This is a genomic window from Cellulosimicrobium funkei, from assembly GCF_900155925.1.
Classification (GTDB): Bacteria; Actinomycetota; Actinomycetes; order Actinomycetales; family Cellulomonadaceae; genus Cellulosimicrobium; species Cellulosimicrobium funkei.
In genome coordinates, this window is the sequence record NZ_FTMI01000006.1 from 124,720 (window position 1) to 141,065 (window position 16,346).

General features: G+C 75.6%; 14 protein-coding genes. 9 read left to right on the top strand and 5 right to left on the bottom strand.

Going from position 1 to position 16,346, the window contains the following annotated elements:
* Positions 1 to 23: 23 nt before the first annotated feature.
* Positions 24 to 1,211: an L-2-hydroxyglutarate dehydrogenase gene (lhgO, locus tag BXA05_RS15405; RefSeq protein ID WP_076405928.1), complete on the top strand. Its 1,188-nt coding sequence runs from the start codon at positions 24 to 26 to the stop codon at positions 1,209 to 1,211.
* Here lhgO and BXA05_RS15410 read toward each other — a convergent pair.
* Positions 1,175 to 3,421: a glycosyltransferase family protein gene (locus tag BXA05_RS15410; RefSeq protein ID WP_076405929.1), complete on the bottom strand. Its 2,247-nt coding sequence runs from the start codon at positions 3,419 to 3,421 to the stop codon at positions 1,175 to 1,177. The genes lhgO and BXA05_RS15410 overlap by 37 nt on opposite strands.
* Before the next feature lie 14 nt (positions 3,422 to 3,435).
* A complete protein-coding gene (locus BXA05_RS15415; protein WP_076405931.1) occupies positions 3,436 to 4,266 on the bottom strand; it encodes a TIGR03089 family protein in 831 nt (276 codons plus the stop codon).
* A 178-nt stretch (positions 4,267 to 4,444) separates the two neighbouring features.
* Between BXA05_RS15415 and BXA05_RS15420 the strand changes: the two genes are divergently transcribed.
* The 3 genes from BXA05_RS15420 (at position 4,445) to BXA05_RS15430 (ending at position 10,023) form a co-directional block, all read left to right on the top strand.
* Positions 4,445 to 4,774 (top strand): WhiB family transcriptional regulator, encoded by a 330-nt coding sequence (locus tag BXA05_RS15420; RefSeq protein ID WP_021482334.1) that lies wholly within the window; start codon positions 4,445 to 4,447, stop codon positions 4,772 to 4,774.
* Between the two features lie 132 nt (positions 4,775 to 4,906).
* Positions 4,907 to 8,272 carry a glycosyltransferase gene (locus BXA05_RS15425; RefSeq protein ID WP_083711935.1) on the top strand — a complete coding sequence of 1,122 codons (3,366 nt, stop codon included), beginning with the start codon at positions 4,907 to 4,909 and terminating at the stop codon, positions 8,270 to 8,272.
* Between the two features lie 5 nt (positions 8,273 to 8,277).
* Positions 8,278 to 10,023 carry a DUF5719 family protein gene (locus BXA05_RS15430; RefSeq protein WP_076405933.1) on the top strand — a complete coding sequence of 582 codons (1,746 nt, stop codon included), beginning with the start codon at positions 8,278 to 8,280 and terminating at the stop codon, positions 10,021 to 10,023.
* Positions 10,024 to 10,030: 7 nt separating this feature from the next.
* Here BXA05_RS15430 and BXA05_RS15435 read toward each other — a convergent pair whose 3' ends face one another.
* Complete coding sequence (locus tag BXA05_RS15435; protein ID WP_083711936.1) at positions 10,031 to 10,609, bottom strand: metallopeptidase family protein; 579 nt, start codon at positions 10,607 to 10,609, stop codon at positions 10,031 to 10,033.
* 82 nt (positions 10,610 to 10,691) lie between these two features.
* Between BXA05_RS15435 and BXA05_RS15440 the strand changes: the two genes are divergently transcribed.
* The gene (locus BXA05_RS15440; RefSeq protein ID WP_009863301.1) at positions 10,692 to 11,045 is read left to right on the top strand and encodes a DUF3499 domain-containing protein; all 354 of its coding nucleotides are present in this window, start codon (positions 10,692 to 10,694) and stop codon (positions 11,043 to 11,045) included.
* 1 nt (position 11,046) lies between these two features.
* On the opposite strand, the gene BXA05_RS15445 is transcribed toward BXA05_RS15440, so the two are convergent.
* Positions 11,047 to 11,664: a dTDP-4-dehydrorhamnose 3,5-epimerase family protein gene (locus tag BXA05_RS15445; RefSeq protein WP_076405935.1), complete on the bottom strand. Its 618-nt coding sequence runs from the start codon at positions 11,662 to 11,664 to the stop codon at positions 11,047 to 11,049.
* Between the two features lie 38 nt (positions 11,665 to 11,702).
* Between BXA05_RS15445 and rfbD the strand changes: the two genes are divergently transcribed.
* Positions 11,703 to 12,602: a dTDP-4-dehydrorhamnose reductase gene (gene rfbD / locus BXA05_RS15450; protein ID WP_076406090.1), complete on the top strand. Its 900-nt coding sequence runs from the start codon at positions 11,703 to 11,705 to the stop codon at positions 12,600 to 12,602.
* Here rfbD and rfbA read toward each other — a convergent pair.
* A complete protein-coding gene (rfbA, locus tag BXA05_RS15455) occupies positions 12,575 to 13,438 on the bottom strand; it encodes a glucose-1-phosphate thymidylyltransferase RfbA (RefSeq protein WP_061267504.1) in 864 nt (287 codons plus the stop codon). The two genes, rfbD and rfbA, sit on opposite strands and share 28 nt — an antisense overlap.
* Before the next feature lie 121 nt (positions 13,439 to 13,559).
* On the opposite strand from rfbA, the gene rfbB reads away from it, so the two are divergent.
* From rfbB to BXA05_RS15470, 3 genes are read left to right on the top strand one after another with little or no spacing between them, the layout of a single operon-like run.
* Positions 13,560 to 14,555, top strand: coding sequence for a dTDP-glucose 4,6-dehydratase (gene rfbB / locus BXA05_RS15460; protein ID WP_076405937.1), 996 nt, complete (start codon positions 13,560 to 13,562; stop codon positions 14,553 to 14,555).
* Positions 14,556 to 14,611: 56 nt separating this feature from the next.
* Complete coding sequence (locus tag BXA05_RS15465; protein WP_076405939.1) at positions 14,612 to 16,069, top strand: phosphomannomutase/phosphoglucomutase; 1,458 nt, start codon at positions 14,612 to 14,614, stop codon at positions 16,067 to 16,069.
* A complete protein-coding gene (locus BXA05_RS15470) occupies positions 16,066 to 16,254 on the top strand; it encodes a Trm112 family protein (RefSeq protein ID WP_061267506.1) in 189 nt (62 codons plus the stop codon). Before BXA05_RS15465 ends, BXA05_RS15470 begins: the two co-directional genes overlap by 4 nt.
* Positions 16,255 to 16,346 lie beyond the last annotated feature (92 nt).

Below are 16,346 nucleotides of genomic sequence, written 5' to 3' on the forward strand. Positions count from 1 at the left end.
AGTCACGTCGGTGAAGGGTCGTCATGTCGCGAGTCGTAGTGGTAGGTGCGGGAATCGTCGGTCTTGCCGTCGCCGAGAGGCTCTCGCGGCGTGGGGACGAGGTCGTCGTCCTCGAGAAGGAGGAGCGGCCCGCGGCGCACCAGACCGGGCGCAACTCCGGCGTGATCCACTCCGGTCTCTACTACACGCCGGGCTCGCACAAGGCGCGGATGTCGGTGGCGGGCGCGAAGTCCATGACGGCCTTCGCGCGCGAGCACGGGGTGACGGTCGACATCTGCGGCAAGCTCGTCGTCGCGACCTCGGACGACCAGGTCGCCCAGCTCGATCGTCTGGCCGCGCGGGCGGTGGAGAACGGCGTCCCCGCTCGCGTGGTCTCGGCCGAGGAGGCACGCGAGTACGAGCCGTACGTCCGCGCGGTGCGCGCCCTCCGGGTCGAGAGCACCGGGATCGTGGACTACGTCGGCGTGTGCCGGGCGATGCTCGACCTCGTCCTCGAGCGGGGCGGCGAGATCCGCTACGGCGCGGAGTTCGTCTCCGCGCGGACGGAGCCGAACGGCGTCGTGGTCGAGACGACCCGGGGCGACGTCCGCGCAGACTCGCTCGTCGCGTGCGCGGGCCTCTACAGCGACCGTGTCGCGGCGGCCTCCGGGCTCGAGCCCGAGGCGCGCATCGTCCCGTTCCGAGGCGAGTACTTCGAGCTCGTCCCCGAGCGTCGCTACCTCGTCAACGGACTCATCTACCCGGTGCCCGACCCGGCGTTCCCGTTCCTCGGCGTGCACCTGACGAAGATGGTCGACGGGTCCGTGCACGCGGGCCCGAACGCGGTCTTCGCGCTCGCGCGCGAGGGATACCGCTGGCGTGACGTGGACGTCAAGGAGCTTGCCGGGTCCCTCGCGTGGCCGGGACTGTGGAGGCTCGCGGCGCGCAACGTCGCCGCCGGCGTGAAGGAGGGTCTGCGGTCCGTCTCGGGGCGCGCCTTCGCGCGCAGCCTCTCCGAGCTCGTCCCTGGCATCGGTGTCGACGACCTGAGCCCGGCGGAGGCCGGGGTCCGCGCGCAGGCGCTGCGCCGGGACGGCACGATGGTCGACGACTTCCTCGTCCAGGGCACGTCGCGCCAGGTGCACGTGCTGAACGCCCCGTCACCCGCCGCGACGTGCGCCCTCGAGATCGCCGGTCACATCGTCGACGAGCTGGACTCGGTCACCGCCTGAGGGGGCACGACCCGGTCGTCCTCGGGCGGGAAGGGGCGGGCCCGGCGTCGGCCGCCCAGCACGTGGACGACGGCCAGCACGAGAGCCGCCAGGAGCCCGCCGGCGGCGATCGCCGCTCCGGTCGTCAGCCCGGGACTGCGGAACGACAGGGTGACGTCCGTGGTCCCGGCGGGGACGCTCACCTCGAGGAGTCCGTACGGCCCCTCGCGGACGGCGAGCGCACGACCCTCGCCGTCCTGAGCGCCGTACCCCGGCCACGCGAGCCGGTCGAGGAGCACCGTCCCGTCTCTGTCGGCGACGACGCGCACGTGCACGGAGCCGTCCTCGGCCGTCGTCGCCTCGGCCGAGACGACTTCCTCCGACGGGCTGGCCGTGACGTCGGGTGCGGGCGTGGGACGGACGAAGGCGACACGGTCGGCGTCGTCCACGACCTCGCGCCAGCCGCTGGGCCGCACGATCTCCTCCGGCTCGAACGAGGCCTTGCTGTAGACGAGCGTGTCCACGCCGAGCGCATCGAGCAGCGTGGCGTCGTAGCCGCCCTCGACCGGGTCCTGCAGGCGCTCCGCGAGGCTCGCGCAGCCCGTGCCGCCGCGGTAGTCCATGCACAGCGGCGACGTGAAGGACGGGAAGTCGATGCCGGTGTAGCGGCCGAGCGTCTCCAGTCCCGCCGCCGCGCCCTGATGACCGAACACGAGGTGGCCCTCCCGCACGGCGCTGGAACCGGGCTCCAGCGCCTCGATCGAGCCGAGCTGCAGCACCGCTCCTCGGTAGGGCGCGGTCGCGGCGCGCAGCTCGGTGAGGTCGTGCGCCGCCCCGCGGTCGGCGGCGACGCCGAGCTGCTGGTGGCTCCACCCGAACAGCGACGCCTGCGCCGGCGCCACGACGAGGCACCCTGCGACGAGGGGCACCACGACCCAGCGCGCCCCGAAGCGGCGTGCGACCAGCACGGCGGCCGCGACGAGCGCGAGCACCGTGCCGGCGAACGCGAGGTGCACGGTCCAGTCCTGCGGCGTGACGGCCCAGGCGTTGAAGAACCCGAAGGCGACCACGGTCGCGCTGAGCGCGGCGCGGAGACCCCGGTGGGAGCGCGCGAGACCGAGGGAGAGCAGCGCTGCGAAGAGCACGCAGACCCCGACGTACGTGTACTCGACCAACCGGATGGGCCACCGGAAGAGCCAGATCTGGGCGGGTCCGACGGTGAGGAGGAGCATGAGCGAGGTGAAGACGAGCGGTCCTACGAGACGCTTGCCGAGTGCTCGCGCCGCTCCCCAGCGGAGCCAGGGGAGGAGCGGGAGGACGAACCACGCGAGGTACGTCGAGGGCACGTAGTCCGAGCGGGAGTACCACGCCAGCATGGACGGCAGGTAGGAGGGGCTGCTCATGCCCGCGAGGTCCTGGAGGTCGGGGACCATGTACCCGTCGTTGGAGACGGCCTCGGGAGCCTGACGCACGGTCACCCCGAGCGTCCCCACCAGGGGCAGGTACACGACGGCGGCAAGCGCCCCGACGCTCGCTCCGAGGACCACCAGACGCCCGAGCGTCGACCACCGCCGCCGCACGACGAGGTCCGCCGCCAGGGCCGCCAGGACCACGAGGATGCCGAGGATCGCGTAGGGGTTGCCGACCGTCACGGCCAGCCCGCCGAACGCGAACGCGACGAGCGGGTTCAGGGTGCCGCGGGAGTACCGGTGCGCGGCCCACCAGAACCACACCACCCAGGTCGTGGCCATGAGGCCGGACGCCCAGTTGCCGGCACCGTAGAACAGCGTGAAGCCGGCGAGCGGCATGGCCAGACCGACGCTCACCGCCGGGCCCCGCGCCGCACCGTAGGACCGTGCGAGCAGGTAGGTGGCGACGCCCAGGAGCGCGAGGAACTCCGTCATGACGACGAAGATCCCTCGAGCGAGGTCGTCGAAGCCGGACAGCAGGACGAAGTTGGCGAGGCTCACGGGGTTGAGCACGCCGTAGGCCGCCTCGGCGACGTAGTTGCCCCCGGCCCAGCCGGCGGGGTCCATCGGCAGCCAGCGGCCGGCGCGGAGCTCCGTCCCGAGGTGGTGCCACAGGGGGGCGAACGACTCTGCGTTGTCCCCCCAGAACCCGAACATCCGGTCGAACGCCTTGACGAGGACGGCGGCGACGACGACGCCGACGGCGACACCGAGACTGGTGAGGAGTTCGGCAGCCCGAGGGCCGATCCGACGGACGGGCATGATGCTCCCCTGCTTCAGGTCGAGGTCGTCGGGGACCGGGGTCGGTCCGGCTGGGGGGCGTCCCTGTCGACGTGCGCTTCGGCGTCGATCCGTTCGCCCGTGGCGAGGCGCCGCGCCGCGTCCTCGTCCGTGCGGAGCCGTCGCGCGTACCTCGGGGAGACCAGGACGACCGACCCGTCGTCGGCCAGGACCGCGAGGCACGCCCCCAGGGTAGCGGAGCCCGCGCCCGGAGTGACCAGCGTCCGCGCCCCGGGCGCGGTCCCGGTGCGCGGCACGAGCTCCTCGTGCGCCGCGCTGCCGGCGCCGGAGACCCACGCCGGTGCTGCGGGCTCGACCTGCGGGACCCACCCGACCTGGTCGCCGTACGTCATCACCGCCGACGCAGCGTCGATCGCACCGGCCGGGAGCGCGCCGTCGAACGCACGGGCGAGGGCAGGAAGCGCGACGGCGACGAGCTCCGCGCCGGACGCCGTCCACCGGTCCGGGCGGTCGGTGACGACCACGTCGGCGTGCGGGGTGCTCGCACCGGTGGCATTCTCGTCCGTCAGGACCACGGTCGCTCCCACGCGCCATGCAGCGAACGCCCAGACGACGGTCCGCCAATGCACGGGAAGATCGAGAACGACCTGCGTTCGAGGACCGGCGTCGAATTCCTCGACGAGCAGGTTCGTCGTCTTGTTCACCCAGTTCTCGAGCACCGCGCCGGAGAGCTCGACGCGCTCGCCGTCGTCCCCGTACCACGTGAGCCGGGGCCGACCGGGGTCGCGCGTGACGAGTCGGAGCAGGTCAGCGACGTGGGTGGGGCGGTCGCCGCGAGGGGCGGGGGCGTGGGGAGCGGACACCATGGACACCACCCTAGGGTGCCGATATCGACACCCGAGATGTGATGGTTTCACCCGCCGCCTCCGCGGGGCTATCACATTTCGGCTTGACGCCCGCGGATGACACGCGTGTAATTTCTTCAATGCAGTTTCCTGCCTGGTTCTCGCTCGAGGCCCGGCGAACGGCATGAAGGGGCGAGCAATGTGGAACATGCTGGACGGGACGGGCGGGGTCTTCCCCTCCGACGCTGAGCGAGAGGTGGAGCGCGTGGCACCGGTGCTGCCGCTCTTCGGTGAGCCGGTCGACGACTCGCTCATGGGGTGGCAGGAGCGCGCGCTGTGCGCCCAGACGGACCCGGAGGCCTTCTTCCCGGAGAAGGGCGGGTCCACGCGCGAGGCGAAGAAGGTCTGCACGGGCTGCGAGGTCCGGGCCGAGTGCCTGGAGTACGCGCTCGAGCACGACGAGCGCTTCGGCATCTGGGGCGGGCTCTCCGAGCGGGAGCGCCGCAAGCTCAAGCGCCGCGTCGTCTGACGACCGGGCCCCGGCCCGGAGGGTTCGTCGGCGTCGCCGACGAGCAGCGTCGTGACGGGTGGCCGACACCCGCCACACCGGGGCGCGCAAATGCCGCGCCTGGAGCCGTGTCCGTCGCATGATCGACGGGACATGACTTCCTCCGACCTCACCACGTCCGCGCGCAGCGCCCGTCCCGGCGACGTCACGCCGGGGGCCGCCGCGCGCGCCGCCGCCGTGCCGGGCGTCGTCGCGGCACCCGGGATCGTCGCCGCCGTGACCGGCGCGCTCCCCGTCGTGACCACGGTCACGGCGGTCGTCGTGACGCGCGGCCGCACCCCGTTCCTCGCCCACACGCTGGAGGCGCTGCGCGCCCAGACGACGAGCCCGCACGAGGTCGTCGTCGTCGACGCCGCGATCGGCGACGCCAGCAGCGAGCACCAGGGCCTGCAGCTCGGGGACGCACGCTTCGTCGCGGCCCCGCGCGCCCGCTCGTTCGGCGACGCGGTCGACGCGGCGCTCGCGAACGTCGAGCCGGGCACGTGGCTCTGGCTCCTGCACGACGACTCCGCGCCCGCGCCCGACGCGCTCGCCGAGCTGCTGCGGGCCGTCGAGCACTCGAGCGCTGTCGCGGTGGCCGGCCCCAAGCAGGAGCGCTGGGTGCCCGGCACCGACGCGCAGGTGGCGGCGCCGTTCGAGCCGGGTACGGTCAGCCGCCTCGTCGAGGTGGGCGTGACCACGACGCCGCTCGGGCGCCGCCTGACCGGCATCGACGAGGACGAGGTCGACCAGGGGCAGCACGACGTGCGCGAGGACGTGCTCGCCGTCGGGCTCGCCGGGGCGCTCGTGCGGCGGGCCGTGTGGCAGGAGCTCGGCGGCACGGACCCCGAGCTCGGCCCGTTCGGCGACGGCCTGGACCTGTGCCGGCGGGCGCGCCTCGCGGGGCACCGGGTCGTCGTCGTCCCGTCGGCCGTGGTGCGGCACGCGCAGGCGTCCCTGCTCGGCCTGCGCGAGCGTCGGCGCGGGACGACGGCGCTCCCCGCCCCGGACCCCGACGCGTCCTCGGCGGCCCGCCGTCACTCCCAGCTCCACGCGCGGCTCGTCGGCGTCGCGGCGCCGTGGCTCCCGTTCGTCGCGCTCGCGATGGTCGTCGGCGCACCCTTCCACGCCGCGTTCCGGCTGCTCGTCAAGCAGCCGGGGCAGGCCCGGGACGAGCTGCTCGCGCCGCTGTGGGCACTCGTGCGGGTCGGGCCCGTCGTGCGGGCGCGCCGCGTGGCGCGCCGGACCCGGACGCTCCCGCGCCGGGCGCTGCGCCCGCTGCGCGGCACGTGGCGCGAGGTGCTCGTCGAGCGGCGCGACCGCCGCCTCGCGCGTGCCGAGCAGCGGCGCACCGCGTGGGCGCCGACCGACATCGAGCGGCGCGAGCTGCGCGCCCTCGCGGTGCGGCGTCGGGCCGGGCTCGCCGGAGCCGCCGTGGGGCTGGCGGGGTTCACCGCCGTCGTGTTCGGGCCGCTGGCAGGGGCTCTCCTCGCGGGCGGTCGGCTCGTGGGGGGCTCGCTGCTCCCGGCCACCGGGACGCTCGGGGACGTGTGGCGCGCGGCGACGACCGGCTGGGTCACCACGGGGCTCGGCGCACCCGCGCCGGCGGACCCGTTCGTGTCCGCGCTGGTCCCGGCGTCCCTGCTCGCCGGCGGCGCCACGCAGACCGCCGTGAACCTGCTCGTCCCCGCGTGCTTCCTCGCGGCCGGCCTGGGCGCGTGGTTCGCCGCGGGCGCGGTCACGCGCTCCGTGCCGCTCCGCGCCTGGGCGACGCTCGTCTGGGTCGCCGCTCCCGCGCTCCTCACCGCCGTGGGTGCCGGCCGGGTCGGCGCCGTCCTCGTGCACGCGACGCTCCCGTGGCTCGCGCTCGCGGTCGTCCGCGCGCTCGGTCTCCAGCGGCTCGACGTCGTCGCGCCCCCGACGAAGGACGTCGTCCGTCGGGCTGCGCGCCGCGAGCCGGGGTCGCTCGCGGCCGCCGCCACCGCGGGCCTGCTGTTCGCGGTCGCCGTCGCCGGGGCGCCCGTGCTCCTGCCCGTCGGCGTGGTCGTGCTCGTCGTCGTGGCGCTCGGGGTCCGGGCGCACCGCCGCTACCTCGCCCTCGTCCCCGTGCCGGCCCTCGTGCTCTTCGCCCCGTTCCTCGTGCACGTGGCCCGCACCGCGGGCGACGGCGGGTGGCGGCTGCTGCTCGCCGACCCGGGCGCGCCGGTCGCGGCCACGCCCGCCGCGCCGTGGCAGCAGCTCCTGGGGCTGCCGACCGCGCCCGAGGCGTGGTTCGGGCTCGACGGGAGCGGCGCGGGCGAGCTCCTCGCGCGCTGGGCTCCGTTCGCCGCCGGCGCGGTCGTCGTGGTGCTCGCCGTGCTCGCCGTGCTGCGCGGCCGGCGTCTGGCCGTGGGGGCGTGGTTCGTGGCGGCGCTCGGGCTGGCCGCCGCCGTCCTCGCCGGGTCGACCGTCGTGGCCGCCGGGGTGTCGCCCGACGCCCCGGTCACGGGGTGGCCCGGCGCCGGGCTGTCGCTCGCGCTGCTCGCCCTGCTTGGCGCCGCCCTCGTCGGCGTCCCGCGATGGCCCGGTGCCGGCGCCCCGGCCTGGCGCTCGGGCGCCGTCGTCGCGCTCGCCCTGGTCGTCACCCTGCTGCCCCTGGGGGCCGCCGCGTCGTGGACCGTGGGCGTGCTCGACCGGGACGACGCCCGGGTCGGCTCGGTCGTGGCCACGACCGAGCCGGTCGTGCCGCCGGTCGGCCGCCAGATGCAGTCCTCGCCGCGCCAGGCGCGCGTGCTCACCCTGGAGCACGGGCCGGGTGGCGTCGTCGAGTACGCGGCGCTGCGCTCGGACGGTCCGCAGGCGGTCGACTCGTCGGCCGTCGTGCACGCGTGGCAGGCGGCCGACCCCGCGGTGACCGAGGGAGAGCTGCCCCGGCTCGTCGCGGAGCTCGTCTCCGGGACCTCGGCGGACGTCGCCGGCGGCCTGGGCCGTCTGGGCGTCGGGGCGGTGCTCCTGCCGGCGTCCGCGCCGGAGGACCAGGCGCGGGCCGAGCTCGTCGCCCGGCTCGACATGGTGCCCGGGCTCGAGCGCATGACGGAGGGCCGGGCAGCGCTGCTCTGGCGCGTCGTGCCCGAGGGCGGCGAGCCGTCGTGGGCGCGCGTCGAGTCCGCTGCGGGGGTCGAGCCGCTGGCCGCGGACCGCGAGGCGCTGCGCCCGGTCGTCGCGACCGTGCCGGAGGGGGCCGAGGACCGGCAGGTCGTGCTCGCGGAGGACGCGTCGTCCGGGTGGCGCGCCACGCTCGACGGCCGCCCGCTGGAGGCGGTCGACCCGGCGACGACCGGCGGGCTGCAGGCTTTCGCCCTCGGGGCCGACGCCGGGCGGCTCGAGGTGTACCACGCCGCGGACCACCGGTCGGGCTGGATGGCGGCGGCGGGCGTGACCCTGGTCGTGTACGTGCTGCTCGCGGTGCCGGTCCGGCGCCGTCGCGCGGGAACGAGGTAGGAACGGTGACGACGACGAACGGGACGAGCCCCGACGAGGCTCCGGAGACGGACGCGCGCCCCGGGCGCGCCCGGGCGGTGGTGCGCCGCGTCACGACGACGGGCGCCGGGCTGGTCGGCATCCTGGCGGTGGGTGCGGTCGTCGTGCTCGGGGGCACGGGCGCGGCGCTCCTGCCCGCGGCCCCGGCCCCGGCGGACGCGGTCGAGGAGGTCACGGTCGAGCCCGCCCGAGAGGTCTCGGTCTGCCCGGGACCGGCGCGGCTCACCGACCCGGAGACGGTGGGTGACGCGCAGTTCGGTCCCGCCCCGGTCGGCACGTCCAGCCGGCTGCGCGCGGTGGTCGAGGGCGAGGGGGCCGCCGGGCTCGGCGTTCTCGACGGCGGCGACCTCGAGGAGCAGGAGCTCGCGCCCGGGTCGGGCGCCGACGTCACCGTGGGCGATGTCCAGGACCCCGCGCACGGCACCGTCCTGACCGTGCGCCCCGCCCAGGACTCGTCGCCGCGCGTGGCCGCGTCCGTCGGCTCCGTGACGACCGACGGCGACCTGCGCGGGCTCGCCGCGGCGAGCTGCACGCGGCCGGGCATCAGCCAGTGGCTCGTCGGCGGGAGCACCCAGATCGGCAGCAGCTCCCAGCTCGTGCTCCAGAACCCCGGCCTCACGCCCGCGGTCGTCCAGGTGCAGGTCTGGGGGCAGGGGGGCGAGGTCGCGCTCTCCGGGGGCGGGCAGCAGCTGGTCGGTCCGGGGCAGGAGGTCGTGACCCTGGTCGAGGCAGCGGCTCCCGAGCAGCGCCGCCTCGTCGTCCACGTGGCCGCGTCGGGCGGACTCGTGTCGGCGTACCTGCAGCACTCGACGCTCGACGGCCTGGTGCCGCTCGGCGTCGACCACGTCGTCCCGGGCGGGGAGCCGACGACGGACCTCGCGCTGGCCGGCGTCACGAGCGTCGGGGAGGCGGTCGACGACCCGCACGCGCCGCAGCTGCGCCTGCTCGCCCCCGGCGAGCAGGCCGGGACCGCGCGCGTCACGGTGTACGGGGAGGACGGCGCCGTGCCCCTGCGCGGGGCCGAGGAGGTCGCGCTCGCGCCCGGCGTCGTCACGGACGTGTCGCTCGGCGGCCTGCCCGCGGGCGCGTACGCCGTCTCCGTGCACGCCGACGTCCCCGTCGTCGGCGGTGCGTCCGTCGACCGCCGCGGTGAGCCGGATCCCGACCTGCTCCACGAGGAGCGGCAGTACGACCGCGCCTGGGTCGCGGCGCGACCGCTGCCGTCCCTGACGGACGCGGAGGGCGCCGACGAGAGCGCCGGGTCCACCGACGACACGTCTCCCGCCGGTCAGGTGGCGCTCGTCCCGGGCACGTCCTCCGCGCTCACGCTCGCCGCCGTCCCTGCGGCGCGTGCCGACGAGGACGAGCCGACGGGCTCGCTCGAGCTCCTCGTGCGCGTCTACGACGAGAGCGGCGCGGAGGCGGGCACGACGACCCTGACCCTCCGCGCGGGCACGACGCAGACGCTCGACCCGGCGACGGTGCGGGCGGAGGGGTCCGAGGCCGTCCCCGCGGCGGTGACGGTCGACGTCGTCGGGGAGGACGACGGCCTGCTCCCCGTCTGGTCGCTCACGGCGAGCGCCGGCCCGACGAGCGGCGACGAGGGCGACGGCCTGCCGAGCCTCGTGTCGGTGCTCCTGCCGGTCACGGACGCGCCCGCCGCGCACGAGGTCGCGGTCCGCGCGTCGGACACGGCCGGGCTGGGACGCTAGGCGACGGTCAGCGGTCGCCCGTGTAGCGCGGGTCGATCTCCTCGGGGGTGCGGGCCAGCAGGTGCGCGACCTGCTCGACGAGCACGTCGCGGACGAGGTCCTCGAGGTCCTCGGCGTCGAACGCGCGCGCCTCGACGGGCCGCCGGTAGACCACGATGCGGGCGGGCTGGCCCGACTCGGCCGGGAAGCACCGGCCGAGCGGCACGCCGCCGTCCTCCCAGGGCGCCGGGTCCGACGGCGGGACGTCCTCCACCGCGAACTCCGTCCCGCGCAGCTGCTTCGCCCACGAGCGCTGCACGCGCTCCACGACGTCGAGCACGACGTCGTCGAACTTCTCCGCGCGGGTGCGGCTCGCGGGCGCGGTCGGCGGGAGGAGAGGACCTCGGATGCCGCGTCCCCGGCGGTCGCGCCGTCGTGGCACCGGTCCGTGGCCGCCCGGCCCGGGGGCGCGCGGCGGGATGAGGAGCTCGTCGAACGAGACCGGGGGAGGGGTGACGGCGCTGCGACGCGACCAGCGGTCGCGGGCCCGGCGCCCGGCGCCGGCCGGGTCGGGGCGCGAGCCGGGGGACGAAGAGTTGCCACGCACACCCCGACTCTAGTCGGCCTCCGCCGGAGGCGGGCGGCGTGTGCCGTCCCCAGGACCCCTCCGGAAGGCGTAAGGTCAGGCCGTGAGATCCGTCAGGCAGTGCTCGCGCACGGCGTGCGTCCGTGCCGCCGTCGCGACCCTCACCTACGTCTACGCCGACTCCACGGCGGTCCTGGGCCCGCTCGCGCACCTCGCCGAGCCGCACAGCTACGACCTGTGCGCCGAGCACGCGGAGCGGCTCACCGCCCCGCGCGGCTGGGAGGTCGTGCGCCTGTCGCCGCAGTTCGTCGAGACCGGTCCCAGCGACGACGACCTCTCGGCGCTCGCCGACGCCGTCCGGGAGGCGGGCAAGGTCCGCACCGAGCCGGAGCCGCCGGACGTCACCGAGGTCGGGCGCCGCGGGCACCTGCGGGTCCTGCGCGCCGAGGCCGACTGACCTACGCCTGCAGCGTCCGGACGAACGCGTCGACCTCGTCCGCACGGGGGAGGGCTCCCGCCGCGAGCGCCTCCCGTAGGGACGGCGCCGCCGCGTCCTTGGCGGAGAACGACGGCACGAGGGCGCGCCCGTCCGGGCCGGTGGCCGGCCACTCGATGGCAAGCTCGGGGTCGGTCGGGTCGACGCCGTGCTCCCGCTCGGGGGCGTACCCGCTCGAGCACAGGTAGACGACGGTCGCACCGTCCTCGAGCGCCATGAACGCGTGCCCGACGCCCTCGGGGAGGAACACGGCGCGGCGCTCGTGGGCGTCCAGCAGGACCGCGTCCCAGCGCCCGAAGGCGGGCGACCCGACGCGGAGGTCGACCACGACGTCGAGGACGGACCCCGCGACGCACGTCACGTACTTCGCCTGCCCGGGCGGGACGTCGGCGTAGTGGATCCCGCGCACGACGCCCGCCCTCGAGACCGAGGCGTTCGCCTGGGCGAGGTCGAGGTCGCGCCCTGTCGCCTCGCGCAGGGCTGCGGCCGTGAACCACTCGAGGAAGACCCCTCGGTCGTCGGCGTGCTGACGCGGCAGCAGCTCCCACGCGCCGGGGACGGTGAGCTCACGGACGTTCATGGTGCTCCTCGGTAGGGTGCCGTGCGGAGGTGGTCGTGGTGCGGTGGGCGGTGACAGGGGCCGGCGGGATGCTCGGGACCGAGGTGGTGGCGCTGCTGCGCGCCGGCGGGGAGCCCGTGCGCGCGCTCGACCGCGCGGCGCTCGACGTCACGGACGGGGACGCCGTCACGCGCGCGCTCGCCGGCGCGGACGTCGTGGTGAGCTGCGCGGCGTACACGGCCGTCGACGCCGCCGAGGCGGACGAGGCGACGGCCTTCGCCGTCAACGCCGTCGGGGCCCAGCACGTCGCCCGCGCGGCGGCTCGCCACGGGGCCCGGCTCGTGCACGTGTCGACGGACTACGTCTTCGACGGCGGGCCCGCCGCCGTCGGGGTCCCGTACGCCGAGGACGCGCCGCTGGCGCCCCGGTCCGCCTACGGCCGGACGAAGGCCGCCGGGGAGTGGGCCGTGCGGACCGAGCACCCGGACGCCCTCGTGGTCCGCACGGCGTGGCTCTATGGCGCGCACGGCGCGTGCTTCCCGCGGACGATCGCCCGGGTGGCGCGCGAGCGCGGAGCGCTCGAGGTCGTCGACGACCAGGTGGGGCAGCCGACGTGGGCCCGCGACCTCGCCGACCTCGTCGTGCGGCTCGTGCGGTCCTCCGCCCCGGGCGGCGTCTACCACGGCACGGCGCAGGGCCGGGCGTCCTGGTGGGACCTCGCCCGCGAGGTCGTCGCCGCGGCCGGGCTCGACCCGGCGATCGTCCGCCCCGTCCCCAGCGCCGCGTCCGCGCGCCCCGCGCCGCGGCCGGCGTGGTCCGTGCTCGGTCACGAGGCGCTGCGCCGGGCCGGCGTCGAGCCCGTCGGCGACTGGCGCGAGCGCTGGGTCGTCGCAGCGGCCGGCGTGCTCGCCGGAGCCTCGTCCCCGGGCGCTCACGCGTCGAGCAGCGACAGCAGGTAGGTGCCGTAGCGCGACCGGCCCAGCGCGGCCGCACGCTCGCGCAGGCCGTCGTCGTCGAGGAACCCGCGGCGCCACGCGACCTCCTCGGGGGCCCCGATCTTCAGGCCCTGCCGGTTCTCGATCGTGCGGACGAAGTCGCTCGCGTCGAGGAGCGAGTCGACCGTCCCGGTGTCGAGCCAGGCGGTCCCGCGCGGCAGGACCTCGACCTGGAGCCGGCCCTCGCGCAGGTAGTGCAGGTTCACGTCCGTGATCTCGTACTCGCCACGCGCCGAGGGCCGCAGCGAGCGGGCGACGTCGACGACGTCCGCCGAGTAGAAGTACAGGCCCGGCACCGCGTAGCTGCTCCGCGGGTGCGCGGGCTTCTCCTCGATGCTCAGGGCGCGTCCCGACCCGTCGAACTCGACCACGCCGTACGCCGTCGGGTCCGAGACGCGGTAGGCGAAGACGGCGCCGCCGTCGATCGCGGCGAACCGCTGGAGCCGGTCGCCGAGGCCGGGCCCGTAGAAGATGTTGTCGCCGAGGACGAGCGCGGCGGAGTCCCCGTCGAGGAAGTCCGCGCCGAGCACGAACGCCTGGGCGAGCCCGTTCGGCTCCGCCTGCACCGCGTAGGAGATGGAGATGCCGAACTGCGAGCCGTCGCCGAGCAGGCGCGTGAACGCGGCGGCGTCGTGCGGCGTCGTGATGACGAGCACGTCCCGCACCCCGGCCAGCAGCAGCGTGGAGAGCGGGTAGTACACCATCGGCTTGTCGTAGACGGGCAGGAGCTGCTTGCTCACCCCGAGCGTGATCGGGTGCAGGCGCGTGCCCGCTCCTCCTGCCAGGACGATCCCCTTCATCCCGGCAGGCTCTCACGACAGCCCCGTGCCGCGGCGGGTGAAATGCCGCCGCGGACCCCGGGGCCGGGGCCCGCCGTCGATAGACTCGCCGCGCCAGGAGGACGGATCGAGGAGGTCGGCTGTGCGGGTGCTCGTGACCGGCGGCGCCGGCTTCATCGGGGCGAACTTCGTGCATCGCACGGTCGAGACGCGGCCCGACGCCGCGGTGGTCGTGCTCGACGCCCTGACGTACGCGGGGGACGCGCGGTCCCTCGACCCGGTGCGCGACCGCGTCGAGCTCGTCGAGGGCGACGTCGCGGACGCCGACCTGGTGGACCGGCTCGTGGGCGAGGCCGACCTCGTGGTCCACTTCGCCGCGGAGTCGCACAACGACAACTCCCTGCGGGACCCGTCCCCGTTCGTCCGGACCAACGTGCTCGGCACGTTCACCCTGCTCGAGGCGGTGCGCCGCCACGACGTGCGGCTGCACCACGTCTCGACGGACGAGGTGTACGGCGACCTCGAGCTCGACGACGTCGCGCGCTTCACGGAGACGACCCCGTACAACCCGTCGTCGCCCTACTCCTCGACGAAGGCGTCGAGCGACCTGCTGGTGCGGGCGTGGGTGCGCTCGTTCGGCGTGCGCGCGACGATCTCGAACTGCTCGAACAACTACGGGCCGTACCAGCACGTCGAGAAGTTCATCCCGCGGCAGATCACCAACCTGCTCGACGGTGGGCGTCCCAAGGTCTACGGGGCGGGTGCGAACGTGCGGGACTGGATCCACGTCGACGACCACAACGACGCGGTGTGGGCGATCGTCGAGCGGGGTGCCGTGGGCGAGACCTACCTCGTCGGGGCGGACGGCGAGCGGTCCAACCTGCAGGTCGTCCAGGACCTGCTCGAGATCTTCGGCCGCGACCGCGACGACTACGAGCTCGTCGCCGACCGTGCGGGGCACGACCTGCGCTACGCGATCGACGCCACGCGACTGCGGACCGAGCTGGGGTGGGAGCCCGCCTTCACCTCGTTCGGCGACGGTCTCTCCCGGACGGTGGACTGGTACCGCGAGCACGAGGAGTGGTGGCGCCCGGCGAAGGCGCGGACCGAGGAGCGGTACGCGGCGGCCGGGCAGTAGCCCGCGCAGCAGCCGTCGCCGTCGCACGCGGTGCACCCGCGGATAGGGTGGGTCGCGTGAGCACCGACCTCTCCCACCTCATCAAGGCGTACGACGTCCGCGGTACCGTCCCGGACCAGCTGAACCCGGAGGTGGCCCGGGCCGTCGGCGCGGCGTTCGCGCGGGCCGTGGTGCTGCCGGAGGCCCCGGCGGGCACGCGGGCCAGCGCCGTGCTGGGGCACGACATGCGCGACTCGGGCCCGGAGCTCGTCGACGCGTTCGCCGCGGGGCTCACGGCCGCGGGGGTCGACGCGACGCGCATCGGGCTGTGCTCGACGGACGGTCTCTACCACGCGTCCGGGGTGCTGGGCGTCCCCGGGGCCATGTTCACCGCGAGCCACAACCCCGCCGTCTACAACGGCATCAAGCTGTGCCGCGCGGGCGCGCGCCCGGTCGGCCAGGACTCGGGCCTGATCGACGTACGGACCCTCGCGGAGGGGTACCTGGACGACGGCCTCCCGCCCGCCGCCGAGGAGCCCGGCACCGTCACGGACCGCGACATGCTCGCGGAGTACGCGGCGTTCCTGCGCGGTCTCGTCGACCTGTCGGGGATCCGGCCGCTCAAGGTCGTCGTCGACGCCGGCAACGGGATGGGCGGGCACACCGTGCCGGCCGTGCTGGGCACGGGGGCGGGACTGCCCGCCCTGCCGCTCGACGTCGTCCCGCTCTACTTCGAGCTCGACGGCACGTTCCCGAACCACGAGGCGAACCCGCTGGACCCGAAGAACCTCGTGGACCTGCAGGCGGCCGTGGTCGAGCACGGGGCCGACCTCGGGCTCGCGTTCGACGGCGACGCCGACCGCTGCTTCGTCGTGGACGAGCGCGGCGAGCCGGTCTCCCCGTCCGCCGTCACGGCGCTGGTCGGCCTGCGGGAGGTCGCGAAGGAGCTCGAGGCCGGGCGCACCCCCACCGTGATCCACAACCTCATCACCTCGCGCGCCGTCCCCGACTTCCTCGGGGCGGCCGGCGCGCGCACGGTCCGCACGCGCGTGGGCCACTCGTTCATCAAGGCGCAGATGGCGGAGCACGACGCCGTGTTCGGGGGCGAGCACAGCGCCCACTACTACTTCCGCGACTTCTTCTTCGCGGACACCGGGATGCTGGCGGCGATGCACGTCCTGGCCGCCCTCGGGTCGCAGCCGCACGCGCTGTCCGACCTCGCGGAGATGTACGAGCCCTACGTCGCCTCGGGGGAGATCAACTCGACCGTGGCCGACGTCCCGGCGGCGCGTGCGCGCGTCGTCGAGGCGTACGTGACGCAGCAGGGGGCCGGCCCCGTCGAGGTCGACGAGCTCGACGGCCTGACGGTCTCGCACTGGGGCTCCCACCCGCAGTGGTGGTTCAACCTGCGGGCGTCCAACACGGAGCCGCTCCTGCGGCTCAACGTCGAGGCCGCTGACGAGGACATCATGGAGAAGGTGCGCGACGACGTCCTGTCGCTCGTGCGCACGGACGACGACGAGGAGCGAGCATGAGCCTGCAGATCGACCCCTGGGTGCGCGAGGCGCTGCGGTGCCCGGTGACGGGCGCCCGCCTCGTGGACGGGACGAGCCCCTCCGGCGAGCCGGAGCTGCACTCGACCGACCCGGCGCGTCCGCTCGCGTACCCCGTGCGCGACGGCATCCCGGTGCTGCTGGAGGACGACGCGCGCGAGCTCTGAGGGCGCCGCGTCCCGCTGCACGACCGAAGGCCGGCCCCCGCGAGGGAGCCGGCCTTCGGCGTCGGGCACCGAGGGTGCCCGCACGGCTGCGG

What these genes read in the sequence shown, in the direction of transcription:
- lhgO (WP_076405928.1), top strand. Translation starts at nt 24, where the DNA reads ATGTCGCGAGTCGTAGTGGTAGGTGCGGGAATCGTCGGTCTTGCCGTC.
- BXA05_RS15410 (WP_076405929.1), bottom strand. Translation starts at nt 3,421, where the DNA reads ATGCCCGTCCGTCGGATCGGCCCTCGGGCTGCCGAACTCCTCACCAGT.
- BXA05_RS15415 (WP_076405931.1), bottom strand. Translation starts at nt 4,266, where the DNA reads ATGGTGTCCGCTCCCCACGCCCCCGCCCCTCGCGGCGACCGCCCCACC.
- BXA05_RS15420 (WP_021482334.1), top strand. Translation starts at nt 4,445, where the DNA reads ATGTGGAACATGCTGGACGGGACGGGCGGGGTCTTCCCCTCCGACGCT.
- BXA05_RS15425 (WP_083711935.1), top strand. Translation starts at nt 4,907, where the DNA reads ATGACTTCCTCCGACCTCACCACGTCCGCGCGCAGCGCCCGTCCCGGC.
- BXA05_RS15445 (WP_076405935.1), bottom strand. Translation starts at nt 11,664, where the DNA reads ATGAACGTCCGTGAGCTCACCGTCCCCGGCGCGTGGGAGCTGCTGCCG.
- rfbA (WP_061267504.1), bottom strand. Translation starts at nt 13,438, where the DNA reads ATGAAGGGGATCGTCCTGGCAGGAGGAGCGGGCACGCGCCTGCACCCG.
- BXA05_RS15470 (WP_061267506.1), top strand. Translation starts at nt 16,066, where the DNA reads ATGAGCCTGCAGATCGACCCCTGGGTGCGCGAGGCGCTGCGGTGCCCG.